Genomic DNA, 15,809 nt, shown 5'->3' on the forward strand with positions numbered 1-15,809 from the left:
CCCAAATGACTGATTTCACGATTGCCTCGTTCAACGTCAAAAACCTGATTGGCGCGGATCAAGAGTTTTACAAGTTCCTCAGCTACACACCCGAAGAATACGCATGGAAGCGCGATTGGATGGCCGATCAGATGATGTCGCTGGACGCTGACATCATCGGTTTTCAAGAGATTTTCGAGGAAGACGCCCTGCTGGATGTAATTGGCGAGGCGAACACCCGCGCCCATGATCTGAACGCTGCGACCATCCCGGATGAGACCAAACGCTATCATCGCAAGGCGATCTTTCGCAAACTGGCAGTGACACCGTGGTCCAAGGATGGTCTGGTCTTTGCCCCGAATTCGGCCGATGGCGGACCTGGAGAGCGTCGCCCGGGCGTGGCTATCCTGTCGCGCTTCGGCTTTGTGGGTGCGCCTGAGATCATTCAAGACCTGCCCGATCCCGTGACCATTCCCTTCCCTGCCCTGCGCGGGGACGAAGGCGACGCGGGATCATACACCCTGACCCGCCTGTCGCGCCCGATCCTGAAGGTCCGCGTGCCCGTCGGGGATCAGGTCATCACGCTCTTCAATTGCCACCTAAAATCCAAACTGGGCGAGTTCATCCAGCCCAAGGGCGCCCCCTACGCGCCCGAGGCTGACCTGACCCGTTACGACCCGGTCGGCCGCGCCCTTGGGGCTGCGCGTTCCGCCATGCGCCGGATGGCCGAGGCATGGGTGCTGCGCAAGCTGGTGGTCGCCGAGATCAAAGCAGGCCACCCCGTCGTCGTGATGGGGGATTTCAACGACGGCGAACACGCCGTCAGCTCGGAAATCATCGCGGGCGAGGTGCCGTTCAAGAACTATTCGTGGATGCTGCGCCACGACGCCAAGACCGACCGCGACCGTTATAGCCGCGAGGAAAACAAGCAGATCACCGCAGCGGTCGAGGCGTTTCGCCTGCATTCTGCCGAGAAGCTCTTTGTGCGCAAATCGCTGCGCGACATGGTCTATACCTCGGCCTTTGGGGGCGTGTTTGAAAGCATCGACCAGATCTTCCTCAGCCGCCATTTCCACCCGGATAATCCAAAGCGGATCGCCGACATGACCTATTTCAGCGTGCTGAATGACCACATTACCGATGGCTCTCACCCCGAGGCCCCGTATAACAAGCTTGCCTCGGATCACGGACAGATCATGGCGCATCTGACGCTACTGGGGGACGAGGAATGATCGTCATTCCCAACGACACCGGCGTGGCGCTTCATGTGGTTGAAAGCGGTCCCAAGGACGGACCCGCCGTGGTGTTCGCCCATGCGCTGGGCTCGGACCTGACCATGTGGGACGCGGTGGTGGACCTCCTACCCGACCATCTGCGCCTGATCCGTATGGACATGCGCGGGCACGGTCAAAGCCCCTGCCCCGACGGCCCCTATCCGATGGGGGACCTTGTTGCCGACGCGGGACGAGCACTCGACCAACTGGGCGTGAAAGAATGCGTCTTCGTCGGCCTCTCGATCGGTGGCATCATCGCGCAGGGGCTGGCGGCGGAACGGCTGGATCTGGTGCGCGGGCTGGTAATCTCGAACACCGCTGCGAAGATCGGCACGCCGTGGATCTGGGAGGCACGGATCAAGAAGGTGCGCAAAAGCGGCATCGACGCCGTGGTGGATGCCAATATCGACCGCTGGTTTTCCCGCGCCACCAAACGCGATCACCCGGAGCTTCTGGACGACGCCCGCGCCCGCATGCGCGCCACGCCGCTTCAGGGTTATCTGGGCTGCATGGAGGCCATCGCCGACACCGACCTGTACGAAAGCACCGCCCGTCTGCGTCTGCCGACACTGGCGATTGCCGGGACCGAAGATGGTTCAACCCCCGCCGACATGGTGCGCGAGACCGCCGCACTAATCCCCGGATCACGGTTCGAGCTGATCCGCGGCACCGGGCACATGTCTCCGGTCGAGAAGCCCACCGAATACGCAGCACTTCTGACGGACTTCCTGCGCTCCATCGGACATTTCTAACAAACGCCGCGTCGTTTTCAGCCCTTCCTGTCGCAACCTTGTTGGCAAGCCCGTGTTTTCCGCGCAAGCTTTCAGAAAACACATGCCAACAGGAGCCGCCATGGACCGGATCAAAGCCGCCGTCTGCCACGAATTCGGGAAACCGCTGGTCATTGAAGAGATCGCAATCCGCCCGCCAGAAGGCAGCGAAGTCGAGGTGACGCTGGATGCCGTCGCCATTTGCCACAGTGACATTTCCTATGCCGATGGCGCGTGGGGTGGATCCCTGCCCGCCGTCTATGGGCATGAGGCCGCCGGGCGGATCACCAATGTAGGTAATCACGTGAAGGGCCTGTCCGTGGGCGACCCAGTCGTCGTAACCCTGATCCGCGCCTGCCAGACCTGCCCAAGCTGCGCCTCGGGCGTGCCGACCGCCTGCGCCACCCCCTATGACGGAGATCACGGGCCGATCACCGACGTCGACGGCGGCAAGATGCATCAGGCCATGGCCACCGGCGCCTTTGCCGAACGGGTCGTGGTCGAGCAAAGCCAAGTGGTGAAACTGCCCGAGGATATGGCGATGGACGTCGCCTCGCTTCTGGCCTGCGGTGTGATCACCGGGGTCGGGGCTGCGGTGAATGCTGGCAACGTCCGCGCAGGCGATGTGGTCGTGGTGATCGGCGCAGGCGGCGTCGGCCTGAACGCCATTCAAGGCGCGCGCATTGCGGGTGCCTCACGCATCATCGCGGTGGATATGTCCGAAGAAAAACTGGCTGTCGCGATGGAGTTCGGGGCGACCGACGGTGTGTTGGGAACCTCGGACAATCCTTGGAAGGCTGCAATCAAGGCCGCCGGACGCGGGGCAGATGCCGTTCTGGTCACCGTTGGCGCGATCCCGGCCTATGACACTGCGCCGCGCTATCTGGCGCCCGGCGGCAAAGTGGTGATGGTTGGGATGCCGCATTCCGGCGACATGTCCAGCTATGAACCCGTTGTTCTGGCCGCCCTTGGGCAGGGCATGGTTGGTTCGAAAATGGGAGACGTGGTCATTCAGCGCGACATTCCCTGGCTGATCGACCTCTATCAACAGGGGCGGCTGAAACTGGACGAGCTGATCTCGGGTCACTGGTCTTTCGACCAGATCAACGAGGCGATTGCCGACACCAAAACCGGTTCCGCGCGGCGCAACGTCATCCTGTTCGACAAGGTCTGATCGGATGCGCCTTCAGGACCTCGACATCATCGTAACTGCCCCCCCGGCCCCGGGCTGGGGCGGGCGGTATTGGATCTTCGTGAAAGTCACGACCGATGACGGGATCACCGGCTGGGGCGAGGTCTATGCCAGTGCCATCAGCCCCGACGCCATGCGTGCGGTGATCGAGGATGTGTTCGCCCGCCACATGCAGGGCGAAAACCCCGAGAACATCGAGCTGATGTTCCGCCGCGCCTATTCCGCAGGTTTCACACAGCGGCCCGACCCAACGGTGATGGGCGCGTTTTCGGGGCTTGAGATCGCGTGCTGGGACATCTTGGGCAAAGCGCGCAACAGGCCTGTTTGGGCGCTGCTTGGCGGCAAGATGAACGAGCGGCTGCGCTCGTACACCTATCTCTACCCCAATCCCGACCACGCCCTGCCGGATTTCTGGACTTCGCCCGACATGGCCGCCGAGGCTGCAGCGACCCGCGTCGAACAAGGCTTCACCGCGCTGAAATTCGATCCCGCCGGGCCGTATACGATCCGGTCAGGCCACATGCCCTCGATGAAGGACATCTCGCGGTCCGAGGCGTTCTGCAAAGCGATCCGCGAAGCAGTGGGCGACCGCGCAGACCTTCTGTTCGGCACCCACGGCCAGTTCACCACAGGCGGCGCGATCCGCATGGCCCAAGCCATCGCCCCCTATCAACCGCTTTGGTTCGAAGAGCCCATCCCGCCAGACAACATCGCCGAGATGGCCAAAGTTGCCCGCGCCAGTTCTGTCCCCGTCGCGACAGGAGAGCGCTTGTCCACCAAGGCCGAGTTCGCGGAAGTGCTGCGTCAAGGGGCAGCATCAATCCTGCAACCCGCGCTTGGCCGTGCAGGCGGGATCTGGGAAGCCAAGAAGATCGCGGCCATCGCCGAAGTGCACAACGCCCTGATTGCCCCGCACCTTTATGCCGGCCCCATCGAGTGGGCGGCGAACGTGCATCTGGGCGCCTCGATTCCCAACCTCTTGATGGTCGAGACCATCGAACAGGGCGGCGATTTTCACCTCGCCTTGATCGGTCACACCATCCGTTGGGAAGAGGGCTTCGTGATCCCGCCCGACGCGCCTGGGCTGGGTATCAATCCCGACGAAGACCTAATGCGCGCGCATCCCTATACGGGCGACGGGCTGCATCTGGAAATGCAGGAAGATCCCTGCAGCTATACCGAAGAAAACTGTTTTGAGGGCGGAGCACCCGCACCAAAAGGCGACCGCTGATCAGCAGTGCGACAACAGCGGCTTTCCGTTTTTCAGATGCCGCGCCACCAGCTGTTTCTGGCGCTTTCCATCAGGTGCAAAGGTGGCGAACTCAGGGGAATAGTCGCGGTCCGAAAGCTCGGGAAACAACGCCAGAACCTCGTCTCGCGCGTTGTCACTGATCGCCTTCAACGCCTCGGGACCTGTATAGAGGCTTTCACTGGGCGCCCCTTCTGCATAGACCAGCTGATGCGCATCAAACAGCATGTGGTAATAGGTGACCTCGGACACAGACTGGTCGACGTAAATGCCCGGAAGCTCTGTCAGCTTGATCGCATGGATCAGGACATCTGTCGTGCCGAACATCCGTTGAGCGATGGGGGATTGGATCAGCATCCGATGTTGACGAGACACCAGCAAATCGCGTTTGGGCAACCCGGCCCCCAGTGCTCCGGCGACGATGCGAATTGGAAACAGCTTGGGATTGCTTAAAAGCTGAAGCGGGGCAACCGGGCTTTTCCCCATCCAGCGCACGGGCTGCAACCCGTCAGCGGTCAAAACCAGGTCGCCTTCCTGAATGTCCTCAATCGCGACTGGCCCGCGATCCGTTTCGATCAACGTTCCGGCAGCAAAGCAGGTCACGTCCGTCCAGGCAAAACCGGTCGAGGTATTTTGCCACCCACCAATCCCAGTAATAACGGATCCGTCATCAAACGCAGACCCCGGCGCAGGGACGAAGATGTTCGCTGTTCCTGCGGCCCATGAATAGAAATCCTCGGTATGTGTCACACCATTTGAATCGACAAAGGTCAGTTCAAACGTTCCCCCACGGGGATTTACATAAGTCGTTCCACCGATAGTAAGCTCTTCGCTGTAGTCATCCGTGAAGTAAGGTGACATGAACGGATCGTCATCTTCGATGGTCACCGGCTGCAACGTGATCGGGGTGCCCGTACCCGTCCAAACCCAGCCTTGCGTGCTATAGGTGGCCATGTGATGTTTCCACATTCCAAGCGGGCATCGCATTTCCGATCTGTGACCGCAGTTGCCGCGACAGTGGCAAGGCCGTTCTCAACCCGCAGGTTGAAAGGGTGAGACATTTGATCCCGACGCTCATCATCATGGCTCTGCCCACCTTCCTGACCGACTTGTTATGATTGAATTCGCAGGCATCAATCTCCTTTAACGAAATATTACCTTAAATTTATTCTCTTTCAAGTAGTATTGCCCGCAAGGTAGAAGCCCCGGCATTTTGGCCACGCACCCACACCAATTCAGTCACCCCAAATTCTTCTGGATTTTGGATACATTATCCCGTAGTGATAACCCGAGCCCCAGATTGCAAAGGAATCCCTCATGTCCAAAACCGTGTTCGCAGGAACGATGCCTGCCCTGATGACGCCCTGCAAAGCCGACCGCACCCCGGATTACGATGCGCTGGTGCGCAAAGGGCACGAGATGATCGCGGCGGGAATGTCCGCCGTGGTCTATTGTGGCTCGATGGGCGACTGGCCGCTTCTGACGGATGAAGAGCGGATGACGGGCGTCGAGCGCCTTGTCGACGCTGGCATTCCAGTGGTTGTCGGGACCGGCGCGATCAACTCGAAATCTGCCGTGGCACATGCCGCCCACGCCCAGAAGGTTGGTGCTGTCGGCCTGATGGTGATCCCGCGCGTCCTGTCGCGCGGGTCGTCGATGGCCGCGCAAAAAAACCACTTCAAAGCCATTCTGTCCGCAGCACCTGACGTGCCCGCCATTATCTATAACAGCCCCGTCTATGGCTTCGCGACCAAGGCAGATCTGTTCTTTGCCCTGCGCGCCGAGCATCCCAACCTGATCGGTTTCAAAGAGTTCGGCGGCAAGGATGATCTGCGCTATGCAGCCGAACACATCACCAGCCAAGACGACAGCGTGACCCTGATGGTCGGCGTCGATACCGAGGTCTATCATGGCTTCGTGAACTGCGGCGCGACCGGCTCCATCACCGGGATTGGCACCGCCCTTCCGAAAGAAGCCCTGCTGCTGGCCGCCCTATCCAAGAAAGCCGCCGAAGGTCACGCCGAGGCCCGTATGCGTGCATTGGAACTGGAAGGTGCCTTTGCGGTTCTCGCCAGCTTTGATGAGGGCACGGATCTGGTGCTCTACTACAAGCATCTTTTGGTTCTGAACGGCGAAGACGAATACCGCCTGCACCTCAACGAAGCCGACGAACTGTCCGACGCCCAGCGCAACTATTGTGAACAGCAATACACACTGTTCCAGGCGTGGTTTGCGGACTGGTCGAAACAGGGTGGCGTCATCGCCGAGTGCATGTAAGCTTTCAGCCAACAGACGAGGAACAAGATGCGCAGCAGCAGGACTATTCATGTCGTCTCGGCCCATGCCGAGGGCGAAGTGGGCGACGTCATTGTCGGCGGCGTGGCCCCGCCCCCCGGTGACACGGTCTGGGAGCAACGCAATTTCATCGCCAAAGACCAGACCCTGCGCAACTTCGTCCTGAACGAGCCACGTGGCGGCGTGTTTCGCCACGTGAATCTTCTGGTCCCACCCAAGCATCCCGACGCGGACGCGGCATGGATCATCATGGAACCGGAAGACACGCCGCCCATGTCGGGCTCGAACTCGATCTGCGTTTCGACCGTGCTTTTGGACAGTGGCATCCTGCCGATGACCGAGCCGGAAACCCATCTGACATTGGAAGCGCCCGGCGGGTTGGTCCGCGTGCGTGCCGAGTGCCGAAACGGCAAGGCCGAGCGGATCTATGTGCAAAACGTCGCCAGTTTTGCAGATCAGATTGCCGTGCCACTTGAGGTCGAAGGCCTTGGCACTCTGACTGTCGACACTGCTTATGGCGGCGACAGCTTCGTGGTGGTCAACGCCGCAGACCTTGGTTTCAGCATTGCCGAAGACGAAGCCAAAGACATCGCCCGCCTAGGCGTGCGGATTACCAACGCCGCAAATGAGCAACTAGGGTTCTCGCACCCTGAGAACCCAGAATGGGACCACATCTCGTTCTGCGCCTTCGCAGGGCCGCTGTCGGAAACCAGCAAGGGATTTGAGGGCAAGTCTGCCGTTGCAATCCAACCCGGGAAGGTCGATCGGTCCCCGACTGGTACGGCTGTGTCCGCGCGCATGGCGCTGATGGCGGCCAAGGGCCAGATGCAGATGGGGCAGTCCTTTGAGGCCGTTTCGATCATCGGGTCGCGTTTCACGGGGCAGATTGTTGGTCAAGCACAGGTCGGACAACGCCCCGCAATCATCCCCGAGATCTCGGGCCGTGCGTGGATCACAGGGACGCACCAGCACATGCTGGACCCCGACGACCCGTGGCCCGGAGGTTATCGGTTAAGCGATACATGGGGGGCATAACCAGCCCCTTGCACATCCCGCACCCGCGCCCCAAAATGCCCGACAACCAAAAACCGGGATCCCTTTATGACCACCAAACGCAAGATCGCACGCCAAAGTCTTCCGGATGTCATCGCCAATGACCTTCGCGAACGTATTCTCAGCGGCGAACTGGCCGAGGGCGAGGTGATCCGTCAAGAGGCATTGGCCGACGAATACGACGTCTCGCGCATGCCCATCCGCGAGGCATTGAAGCGGCTGGATTCCGAAGGGCTGGTGCACCTGACCAACAATCGCGGCGCCTCGGTCGTGAAGCATTCGATCGCTGAAATCGCCGAGATTTTCGACCTGCGCATCCTGATCGAGGTGGACCTGTTCAAACGCGCCATCCCCAACATGACACAAGCCGATTTCGCCCGCTGCGAGGGTATTCTGGACAAGATGGAGGCCTCGTATGACGCGGATGATGTGACCCAGTGGGGTGCCTTGAACTTCGACTATCACACGGCGCTTTATGCGGCCGCCGGGCGCAATCTTACGAACGAGTTGTTGCACCGTGTGAACCTGCAATCGGACCGCTATGTTCGGATGCATCTCAGCATCGGTGGCAAACGCGAATCCGCTAAGGACGAGCACCGCCGCCTTCTGAGTTTCGCCAAGGCTGGCGACGTTGACGCCGCCGCCGCGCTGCTAACCCATCACATCAGCCAAACCAAGACCGAGCTTCTGGGCGTGATCGCCGAGCTTCGGGACGCCGAAGCGACCTGATCAGCCCGCCGCAGCACCAGACACCAAACTTTATGTTCGAAAATTCTGGATACATTATCCACATCATCACAAAGAGGCCCGCATGTCCTTCACCCCTCACGGAAAACACCTGATCGCCGGCACTTGGGTCGCGGGCGATGCGACCTTCCCATCCAGCCCTGCGCATGGACCATCACACGCCTTTTCGTTGGGTACGCCTGCCGATATCGACGCCGCTGCCAAAGCCGCAGAAGAGGCGTTTGAAAGCTATGGCTATTCGACCCGCGCCCAGCGCGCTGCCTTCCTGAACGCCATCGCGGACCAGATCGAGGCCCGCGCCGACGCGATCACCCTGATCGGCACGCAGGAAACCGGCCTGCCCGAGGCCCGCCTTCAGGGCGAGCGAGGCCGCACCACCGGACAGCTTCGCCTGTTTGCGGACCACATCCTTCAGGGCGACTATTTGGACCGCCGCCATGACGTGGCCCTGCCCGACCGTGCGCCCCTGCCCCGACCGGACCTGAAGATGATCCAGCGCCCCATTGGGCCTGTTGCGGTTTTCGGCGCATCGAACTTCCCGCTCGCCTTCTCGACCGCCGGGGGCGACACCGCGTCCGCGTTGGCCGCAGGTTGCCCCGTCGTGGTCAAAGGTCACCCCGCCCATCCCGGAACGGCCGAGATCATCGCTGACGCGATCCACGCCGCCATCGCAGATTGCGACCTGCATCCGGGTGTGTTCAGCCTTGTGCAAGATGGCGGCCGCGTCGTTGGGGCTGCTTTGGTCCAGCACCCGTTGATCAAAGCCGTGGGCTTTACCGGCAGCCTCGCCGGGGGCCGAGCGCTGTTTGACCTCTGCGCTGCCCGCCCGGAACCTATCCCGTTCTTTGGCGAGCTCGGATCGGTGAACCCGATGTTCATCCTGCCCCAAGCCGCCGATGCACGCGGGGCAGAACTGGGAGCGGGCTGGGTTGGATCGCTGACCATGGGCGCGGGCCAGTTCTGTACCAATCCCGGCATCGCCGTGATCCGCGAGGATCAGGCGCAACCCTTCCTAGACGCCGCCAAAGCCGCCTTGGCCGAGGTCGGCCCGCAGACCATGCTGACCGACGGCATTGCCGCCGCCTATCGCGACGGACAGGCACGGATCGGCGCAACGGCGGGCGTGCAGGGGGTGCTGACCTCGATGTGCGACCAGCGTCAGGCGACGCCCTATTTGTTCCAGACCAGCGTCGAAAACTGGCTGGCGAATGAGACGCTGGGCGAAGAGGTCTTTGGCCCTCTCGGTCTAGTGGTTCTCGCCAAGGACGTGGGTGAGATGCAGCAGATGGCCCGCGCGCTGGAAGGTCAGTTAACCTGCACCCTGCATATGGACGACGGCGACACCGTTGACGCCCGTGCCTTGATGCCCATCCTGGAACGCAAAGCGGGCCGCATTCTGGCCAATGGCTTCCCCACCGGGGTCGAAGTCGCAGACGCGATGGTGCACGGCGGTCCCTACCCGGCTTCGACGAACTTCGGTGCAACGGCGGTGGGCACGCTTGCCATCCGACGTTTCCTGCGCCCAGTGTGCTATCAGAACCTGCCATCCGCCCTTTTGCCCGAAGATCTGTGACCCTGCGCCAGATAAACGTGTTGGAAGACCAAACTCCCTTCGACGGGCATGGCATATCTGGCTATGGTCGCAAAACCAGGCGCGAGGCGTTGTGAAACGATGCGCGGATTAGATTAACACGTCGCGATAAAGCTGAAGGGGTAAGTGATGAGCACTTTTGACGAAGACCTGTTCTTGAAGGGACTCGAGCAGCGCAAATCCACGCTTGGCGCGGAGTATGTGGAAAAGAACCTTGCTGCGGCAGACGATTTCACCCGCCCGTTTCAGGAAGCCATGACCGCATGGTGTTGGGGTTTCGGCTGGGGCGACGACGTGATCGACGCCAAGACCCGGTCGATGATGAACCTGTCGATGATCGGCGCTTTGGGCAAAATGCACGAATGGGAGCTTCACTGCCGCGGCGCCATCAACAACGGCGTCACCAAGGAAGAGATCCGCGCGATCATCCACGTCATCGGGATCTACTGCGGCGTGCCGCAGGCGCTGGAATGCTTCCGCGCGGCCCGCAAAGTTCTGGAAGAAACCGACTAAGGGGCCGCACCCTGGACGATCAAGAAACTGCGCCGAGCCGCGAGAGGCACATCACTCGAGGCTCGGCTTGATAACAATCTTGCCCAGCACCTTGCCTTTTCCAGTGCGTGCCAAGGCATCTGGAACGGACGAAAACGGAAGCACGGCCTCGACATGTGGCGCAATTCGGCCTTGGAGCGCGCACTCGGCAACACGGCGCGTCAGATCCCGCCCAGACGGCACAAGAAGCATCCCGATTGAGCGCTTTCGCGACAGAAGTTTCCCCCCGAAGACGATGGACAAAAGCGTGGGTACGCCTCCTCCCAGCGCCATATAGCTTCCCCCTTTGGACAGCGCGCGGGAAATTTCGCGCGGACCACGGGTTGCGACCATGTCGAGGATCCGATCCCACCTCTTGCCCGTTTCAGTGAAGTTCATCTTGGCATAGTCGATCACCTCATCCGCGCCCAATCGTGAAAGCCAATCGGTTTTTCCCGCGTTGTCCACTGCGGTCACATGCGCCCCGGCCGCCTTGGCCAGCTGTAAGGCCATCGTCCCGGACCCGCCGCCCGCACCGTTGATCAAGAACCGATCACCTTCTAACAGGCCCTCTGTACCAGCCACAGCGATGCCGCCAGCCTGCGGAAGGCACGACGCGATGTCATCAGTAAGTGCATCGGGAACGGCAACGGTTTCGTCGGCAGGCACACAGGCATATTCAGCAAAACCGCCGCGCGTCATGACATAGTCACCCATGACGCGTTGGCCAATCTCGAAGCCGCTGACGCCTTCGCCCAGCTTGTCGACATGTCCGACAATATCGGATCCCAGAACGGAAACTTTGGGCTTGAACAGACCTCCGACAGTCCGCACCCATGCAGGCGAACCGGTCAGATATTCCCAATCAGACAGGTTCGCCGCGCAGGCCAGAACCTTGACCCGGATTTCCCCCTTGGCGGGCTCGGGCATATCGATCTCGGCCAACCGAAGCAAATCGGGGCCTCCATAGCGGTCGTAGACTACGGCTTTCATCATATGCCTCCTTCAGCGATACGCGCTGCTCAACCGTCCCCTTAGCGGGGCATCAACAGGCTAGCGTGATTGGTGTCACCGAACAATGACAGGGACCCGAAGGACGCATATGAAGCGATTGGATGATGGCGATCCCTGAAGGACTCGAACCCTCAACCTGCTGATTAGAAGTCTCAGGTCTTTGAATGCCGTATTGCACCACTATACGCCAAATTTACATTATTTCAGTTAGTTAGATTGACATGAGAAGCAAGTCATCGTCATTGAAACGCAGTATTGTGGTATCTATATAGTAGCTTGAAGCTGCCAAGGTTGCCGACCATGCCAAGCAAAATTAAGAAAGTATCTCTGGCGTCGGTGGATGAGTTGTCCACTGGCGACACACTGTGGGACAACGAGCTGAAAGGATTTGGGGTTCGGTGTCAGGCGAAGGCGAAGTCGTATATCCTCAAGACCCGGATCAATGGCCGACAACGCTTCCTTACAATTGGGCGGCACGGTCAGCCGTGGACCCCCAAAAGCGCCAGAATTGAAGCACTACGCCTGCTAGGTGAAATTGCGGGAGGGAAAGATCCTGTGCAGGAAAAGAAGAGCAGGAAGATGATGCTCACCGTGGGAGAACTCGCGGATCGATTTCTTACCGAACACGCCGACAAGAAACTGAAACCGGGAACTGCTTACCACTACCGCTCCTTGCTGACGAACCACGTTATCCCGGCGCTTGGCAGGCATCGCATTGAGGAGGTCTCGACAGAACGGGTGAGCAAGCTTCACAACAGCCTTTCGAGCACCCCTTACCAAGCCAACCGTGCTCTCGCCGTGATCAGTAAGATGTACTCGTGGGCTGAACGAAACGGATATGTCGAGATTGGATCAAATCCGACAATCCACGTGGAACGCTACGAGGAGAAAGCACGCGACAGGTTCCTCAGCGATGACGAACTTGCTAGGTTGGGTGCCGCGATTGGCGAACTTGAAACCGAAAGCCAAATAAGTCCCTTTGCTCTTGCAGCGATCCGCTTATTGACCTTCACGGGCTGCAGGAAAGGTGAAATCCTCTCGCTGAGATGGCAGGATGTCGATATGGAGAGAGGGTTGCTTTACCTTCCCGACAGTAAAACCGGCCGCAAGACGGTGTATCTGAACGGGGCGGCAATCGAGGTTTTAGAGGGGCTACCCCGGGTAGATGGAAAACCATACGTTATTGTCGGAGGGGTTGAGGGAAAGCATTTCGACAATTTAAGCTTAGTCTGGCGCCGCGTTCGAGAACGCGCGGAACTGGAACCCGTAACATTGCCCGATGGGCGACGACAGCACGTAAGATTGCACGATTTGCGGCACACCTTTGCCAGCATCGCAGCGTCTGGTGGCGCCTCATTGCCTATGATCGGCAAACTCCTTGGGCATTCTCAGGCGCAAACCACTGCCCGCTACGCGCATCTCGCAGACGATCCAGTCGCAAGAGTTGGGGAGGCCGCCGGCGCTGCCATTTCTGAGGCTATGAGAGGAAGCAAGTAGCATGCGTGTATCACTGACACAGGTTCTAACTTGGTGCGTTCTCGGGGGGGATTGGATCGACTACAAGTTGGAAGGAACCGTGGATTTCCAGGCGATGTTAGGGGCCGCAGATGAACGGCAGGTAGCTCTCTTTTCGAACAGAATCACGATGCAAATACTGAATGGTTGCATCCCAATCAAGGCCAGCCTTTTTGTGCGAAAGCAGTTGGTGAATGATCCGTATGTCCTTCAATACGCGGAAGCTGAACATAGGTACCTTGATGGCTCGGAACATCAAACACAGTCTCCGCATTCGTTCTGCGAACCGAGGGCTATGCCAACCGAGGCTCAGGATCACTCAATCGACCCTCGAACAATTCGTGGCGGTTCAAGTATCGATTTCGCAAGAAATTCTATCGGCCTCGATTGGTCCGCTGCCCCGGAGCTGAAACCAACCAGCGTTTATCTGCCCGTTCCAGACAAAAAGCGTGGTTTTGACAAGATTCACTCGACGATGGATGCCGAGCCTCAATACACCGATACAGAAGTCTACCAGTTCGAGCTGGAGGCTAAGCACTGCACTGTGAATTCTTTCGATGTTGAGGCGTATTTTGTCCCCGGAAAAATGGAGACCCCTAAGGGTAAACCCGGCCCGAAACACAAGTACGAATGGGACGAAATGTGGATTCGACTAGCGGCGTACTTGAGAAAAAATGATCTACCCGATTCACAAGTCAAAATAGAAGCGGTGCTGGAGAGCTTTTTTCCACGGGATGGGGCACCTGGGCGAACTGAACTGCAGAAGCGATCTCGAAAGATCATGGAATTAAGGGAGCATTTTGAAGACTGACACGGGCCGCAATTCAATACCGGCTAATACCGGACGGTTATCAGCTTCTGAACCACTAGTCTCTTTTTGTCAGAGTACGGCCGCGGCTGGCGCGTGCCGACTGCCATAGGAGACCAAAAATGACGACGTATCTTACCGAGGCGCAAACCGCAGAGATGCTGAATATCTCTGCACGTACACTTCAACGCTTCCGTCTCGAAGGCGGTGGGCCGAAGTTTTGCAAGGCTGGGAAGCGCGTGCTCTACGCCATTCCCGATCTGGAAACGTGGCTGAAGGAACACCGCCACGCCAGCACGTCCGAAGCGAAAGCGAAGGGAGATGTGTGATGGCGATGGACAAGAATAAGCTCGCCGCGGAGCAAGGTGCACCGAATACCGATGGGGCAGTTGATCCATTCGATCCCTCGCGGTTTCGCGTCTCGGAAATCCTCTCTACGGGAGGTGACGGCATTCGCAAGGAGATCACCCACATTCGGACGGGCAAACCTCCAAAGTCGGTGTTCTTCCGGTCCCACCCTGATCCTGAATACAGCATTGACTGCTTCATGCTAGAGGATGATTCAGGTGGCGGCATGCGGGAGACGTACCTGGTTTTGCCCCAGGTTGCCGAAGCGTTGATTGAAGAGGTCAAAGCAAAACGCATCAAGCTGTGTGTAACGCGCCAAGGTGTTCCCTTCCTGTGGGAGATAGCCCGGCCGCTCGACGACGGATTTGGGCGCCGAAACCTGTGGCACGAGACTGCGTTGAAAGCGGCTGAGCTATCAGAAACCAAATGGACTCGTGTGGCCGCCAACATGAGCGAAGGTGCCTACACGATCCACACCTCTGAAAGCATGGACGAACCTCAGTGGCCAGACCCGTCAATAGAGGCATTGCTCAGACTCGGGTACGGTGAAGAGCGCGTGGTTCGCGACATGCAGCACCCTTTGGTGCGACGGTTACTCGGCCAAGACTGATGACTTCAGCCGCGGGGTTCAAAGAGATCTGGGTGCTGGACTTTGAGTTTAGCGCCCAATCTGGCGAGGACCCGGATCCTGTATGCATGGTAGCCCATGAGATCGGATCCGGGCGCCGTCTACGCTTGTGGCGGAACGAACTCATCACCTGCCCATTTGACGTCGGCCCGGAGACGCTGTTCGTCGCGTATTTCGCCTCAGCTGAGCTGAAATGCTTCCGGACTTTAGGGTGGCCAACCCCCGAACGCGTGTTGGATCTCTACGCCGAGTACCGTCTATGGCAGAACGGGAATACCTGCGCTCGGGGCTACGGGTTACTTGATGCTGCCGCTGCGTTCGGCATCAAATACATGGGTGCCACCAAGAAAACCACCATGCGAAATTTGATCCTGTCCGGCGGTCCGTGGTCTACCCGGGAGCAACTGCTCATACTTAACTACTGTGAGGCAGACGTAAAGCTCACCACAGAACTATTTCGGGCGATGTGGCCGGCTATTTCTGCTGTACCCGACGGTCTGGGCCAGGCCCTCTTTCGTGGCCGATACATGACCTCTGTGGCAGTCATGGAAAGCAACGGCATCCCGCTCGACCAAGACTTGTTGTCGCGCCTTCGGGAAAACTGGTCAGAGATAAAAGCGCAACTCATCGCCCGCATCGATTCTCAGTACGGCGTATACGATGGCGCACGTTTCGTTAGGCAGAAGTGATCCTCCCCCACTGAAGTGGTCCGCCCCTATAGTTAGGAAACGGAGGATCAGATATGGGAATCAAACGACACAAGCCTGAAGAGATTGTCACGAAGTTACGGCAGGTTGAGGTGCTTTGCGGCCAAG

Annotated in this window: 16 protein-coding genes; 14 read left to right on the top strand and 2 right to left on the bottom strand. The window is 59.1% G+C overall.

Translation table 11 applies throughout. The features are described from left to right. Positions 1 to 5 precede the first annotated feature (5 nt). The 4 genes from MWU53_RS14810 to MWU53_RS14825 all read left to right on the top strand — a co-directional run bounded on the left by MWU53_RS14810 (position 6) and on the right by MWU53_RS14825 (position 4,446). The gene (locus MWU53_RS14810; protein ID WP_247094423.1) at positions 6 to 1,211 is read left to right on the top strand and encodes an endonuclease/exonuclease/phosphatase family protein; all 1,206 of its coding nucleotides are present in this window, start codon (positions 6 to 8) and stop codon (positions 1,209 to 1,211) included. Next, positions 1,208 to 2,005: a 3-oxoadipate enol-lactonase gene (gene pcaD / locus MWU53_RS14815; protein WP_247094424.1), complete on the top strand. Its 798-nt coding sequence runs from the start codon at positions 1,208 to 1,210 to the stop codon at positions 2,003 to 2,005. Before MWU53_RS14810 ends, pcaD begins: the two co-directional genes overlap by 4 nt. Positions 2,006 to 2,105: 100 nt before the next feature. Further along, on the top strand, positions 2,106 to 3,197 hold the full coding sequence (locus tag MWU53_RS14820; protein ID WP_247094425.1) for a zinc-binding dehydrogenase: 1,092 nt from the start codon (positions 2,106 to 2,108) through the stop codon (positions 3,195 to 3,197). 4 nt (positions 3,198 to 3,201) lie between these two features. Beyond that, positions 3,202 to 4,446 (top strand): mandelate racemase/muconate lactonizing enzyme family protein, encoded by a 1,245-nt coding sequence (locus MWU53_RS14825; protein WP_247094426.1) that lies wholly within the window; start codon positions 3,202 to 3,204, stop codon positions 4,444 to 4,446. Here the strand turns inward: MWU53_RS14825 and MWU53_RS14830 are convergent, their stop codons facing one another. Next, complete coding sequence (locus tag MWU53_RS14830; RefSeq protein ID WP_247094427.1) at positions 4,447 to 5,418, bottom strand: Hint domain-containing protein; 972 nt, start codon at positions 5,416 to 5,418, stop codon at positions 4,447 to 4,449. It lies immediately after the preceding gene. A 363-nt stretch (positions 5,419 to 5,781) separates the two neighbouring features. On the opposite strand from MWU53_RS14830, the gene MWU53_RS14835 reads away from it, so the two are divergent. The 5 genes from MWU53_RS14835 to MWU53_RS14855 all read left to right on the top strand — a co-directional run bounded on the left by MWU53_RS14835 (position 5,782) and on the right by MWU53_RS14855 (position 10,663). Further along, positions 5,782 to 6,741: a dihydrodipicolinate synthase family protein gene (locus MWU53_RS14835; protein ID WP_247094428.1), complete on the top strand. Its 960-nt coding sequence runs from the start codon at positions 5,782 to 5,784 to the stop codon at positions 6,739 to 6,741. Between the two features lie 27 nt (positions 6,742 to 6,768). Further along, positions 6,769 to 7,794 (top strand): proline racemase family protein, encoded by a 1,026-nt coding sequence (locus tag MWU53_RS14840; RefSeq protein WP_247094429.1) that lies wholly within the window; start codon positions 6,769 to 6,771, stop codon positions 7,792 to 7,794. Positions 7,795 to 7,860: 66 nt separating this feature from the next. After that, on the top strand, positions 7,861 to 8,541 hold the full coding sequence (locus MWU53_RS14845; protein WP_247094430.1) for a GntR family transcriptional regulator: 681 nt from the start codon (positions 7,861 to 7,863) through the stop codon (positions 8,539 to 8,541). A gap of 82 nt (positions 8,542 to 8,623) precedes the next feature. Next, positions 8,624 to 10,132, top strand: coding sequence for an aldehyde dehydrogenase (NADP(+)) (locus MWU53_RS14850; RefSeq protein ID WP_247094431.1), 1,509 nt, complete (start codon positions 8,624 to 8,626; stop codon positions 10,130 to 10,132). A gap of 147 nt (positions 10,133 to 10,279) precedes the next feature. Then, positions 10,280 to 10,663 (top strand): carboxymuconolactone decarboxylase family protein, encoded by a 384-nt coding sequence (locus MWU53_RS14855; protein ID WP_247094432.1) that lies wholly within the window; start codon positions 10,280 to 10,282, stop codon positions 10,661 to 10,663. 51 nt (positions 10,664 to 10,714) lie between these two features. Here MWU53_RS14855 and MWU53_RS14860 read toward each other — a convergent pair whose 3' ends face one another. Further along, a complete protein-coding gene (locus tag MWU53_RS14860; protein ID WP_247094433.1) occupies positions 10,715 to 11,674 on the bottom strand; it encodes an NAD(P)-dependent alcohol dehydrogenase in 960 nt (319 codons plus the stop codon). A 321-nt stretch (positions 11,675 to 11,995) separates the two neighbouring features. Here MWU53_RS14860 and MWU53_RS14865 point away from each other — a divergent pair, with 321 nt between their 5' ends. The 5 genes from MWU53_RS14865 (at position 11,996) to MWU53_RS14885 (ending at position 15,683) form a co-directional block, all read left to right on the top strand. Continuing rightward, positions 11,996 to 13,192 carry a site-specific integrase gene (locus MWU53_RS14865; RefSeq protein WP_247094434.1) on the top strand — a complete coding sequence of 399 codons (1,197 nt, stop codon included), beginning with the start codon at positions 11,996 to 11,998 and terminating at the stop codon, positions 13,190 to 13,192. Between the two features lies 1 nt (position 13,193). Continuing rightward, positions 13,194 to 14,021 (top strand): hypothetical protein, encoded by an 828-nt coding sequence (locus MWU53_RS14870; protein ID WP_247094435.1) that lies wholly within the window; start codon positions 13,194 to 13,196, stop codon positions 14,019 to 14,021. A 119-nt stretch (positions 14,022 to 14,140) separates the two neighbouring features. After that, positions 14,141 to 14,347, top strand: a complete 207-nt coding sequence (locus MWU53_RS14875) for a helix-turn-helix domain-containing protein (RefSeq protein WP_247094436.1) — start codon at positions 14,141 to 14,143, stop codon at positions 14,345 to 14,347. Next, entirely contained in the window at positions 14,347 to 14,976 is a 630-nt protein-coding gene (locus MWU53_RS14880) for a hypothetical protein (protein WP_247094437.1), read from the top strand. The genes MWU53_RS14875 and MWU53_RS14880 overlap by 1 nt, the downstream gene beginning before the upstream one ends. Positions 14,977 to 15,008: 32 nt before the next feature. Beyond that, entirely contained in the window at positions 15,009 to 15,683 is a 675-nt protein-coding gene (locus MWU53_RS14885; RefSeq protein WP_247094438.1) for a hypothetical protein, read from the top strand. Positions 15,684 to 15,809 lie beyond the last annotated feature (126 nt).

The sequence above is a fragment of the Aliiroseovarius sp. S1123 genome (assembly GCF_023015885.1).
GTDB lineage: Bacteria > Pseudomonadota > Alphaproteobacteria > Rhodobacterales > Rhodobacteraceae > Aliiroseovarius.

Excerpts from the sequence above, each read along its gene's own strand:
- MWU53_RS14810 (WP_247094423.1), top strand. The coding sequence starts at position 6 with ATGACTGATTTCACGATTGCCTCGTTCAACGTCAAAAACCTGATTGGC.
- pcaD (WP_247094424.1), top strand. The coding sequence starts at position 1,208 with ATGATCGTCATTCCCAACGACACCGGCGTGGCGCTTCATGTGGTTGAA.
- MWU53_RS14820 (WP_247094425.1), top strand. The coding sequence starts at position 2,106 with ATGGACCGGATCAAAGCCGCCGTCTGCCACGAATTCGGGAAACCGCTG.
- MWU53_RS14825 (WP_247094426.1), top strand. The coding sequence starts at position 3,202 with ATGCGCCTTCAGGACCTCGACATCATCGTAACTGCCCCCCCGGCCCCG.
- MWU53_RS14830 (WP_247094427.1), bottom strand. The coding sequence starts at position 5,418 with ATGGCCACCTATAGCACGCAAGGCTGGGTTTGGACGGGTACGGGCACC.
- MWU53_RS14835 (WP_247094428.1), top strand. The coding sequence starts at position 5,782 with ATGTCCAAAACCGTGTTCGCAGGAACGATGCCTGCCCTGATGACGCCC.
- MWU53_RS14840 (WP_247094429.1), top strand. The coding sequence starts at position 6,769 with ATGCGCAGCAGCAGGACTATTCATGTCGTCTCGGCCCATGCCGAGGGC.
- MWU53_RS14845 (WP_247094430.1), top strand. The coding sequence starts at position 7,861 with ATGACCACCAAACGCAAGATCGCACGCCAAAGTCTTCCGGATGTCATC.
- MWU53_RS14850 (WP_247094431.1), top strand. The coding sequence starts at position 8,624 with ATGTCCTTCACCCCTCACGGAAAACACCTGATCGCCGGCACTTGGGTC.
- MWU53_RS14855 (WP_247094432.1), top strand. The coding sequence starts at position 10,280 with ATGAGCACTTTTGACGAAGACCTGTTCTTGAAGGGACTCGAGCAGCGC.
- MWU53_RS14860 (WP_247094433.1), bottom strand. The coding sequence starts at position 11,674 with ATGAAAGCCGTAGTCTACGACCGCTATGGAGGCCCCGATTTGCTTCGG.
- MWU53_RS14865 (WP_247094434.1), top strand. The coding sequence starts at position 11,996 with ATGCCAAGCAAAATTAAGAAAGTATCTCTGGCGTCGGTGGATGAGTTG.
- MWU53_RS14870 (WP_247094435.1), top strand. The coding sequence starts at position 13,194 with ATGCGTGTATCACTGACACAGGTTCTAACTTGGTGCGTTCTCGGGGGG.
- MWU53_RS14875 (WP_247094436.1), top strand. The coding sequence starts at position 14,141 with ATGACGACGTATCTTACCGAGGCGCAAACCGCAGAGATGCTGAATATC.
- MWU53_RS14880 (WP_247094437.1), top strand. The coding sequence starts at position 14,347 with ATGGCGATGGACAAGAATAAGCTCGCCGCGGAGCAAGGTGCACCGAAT.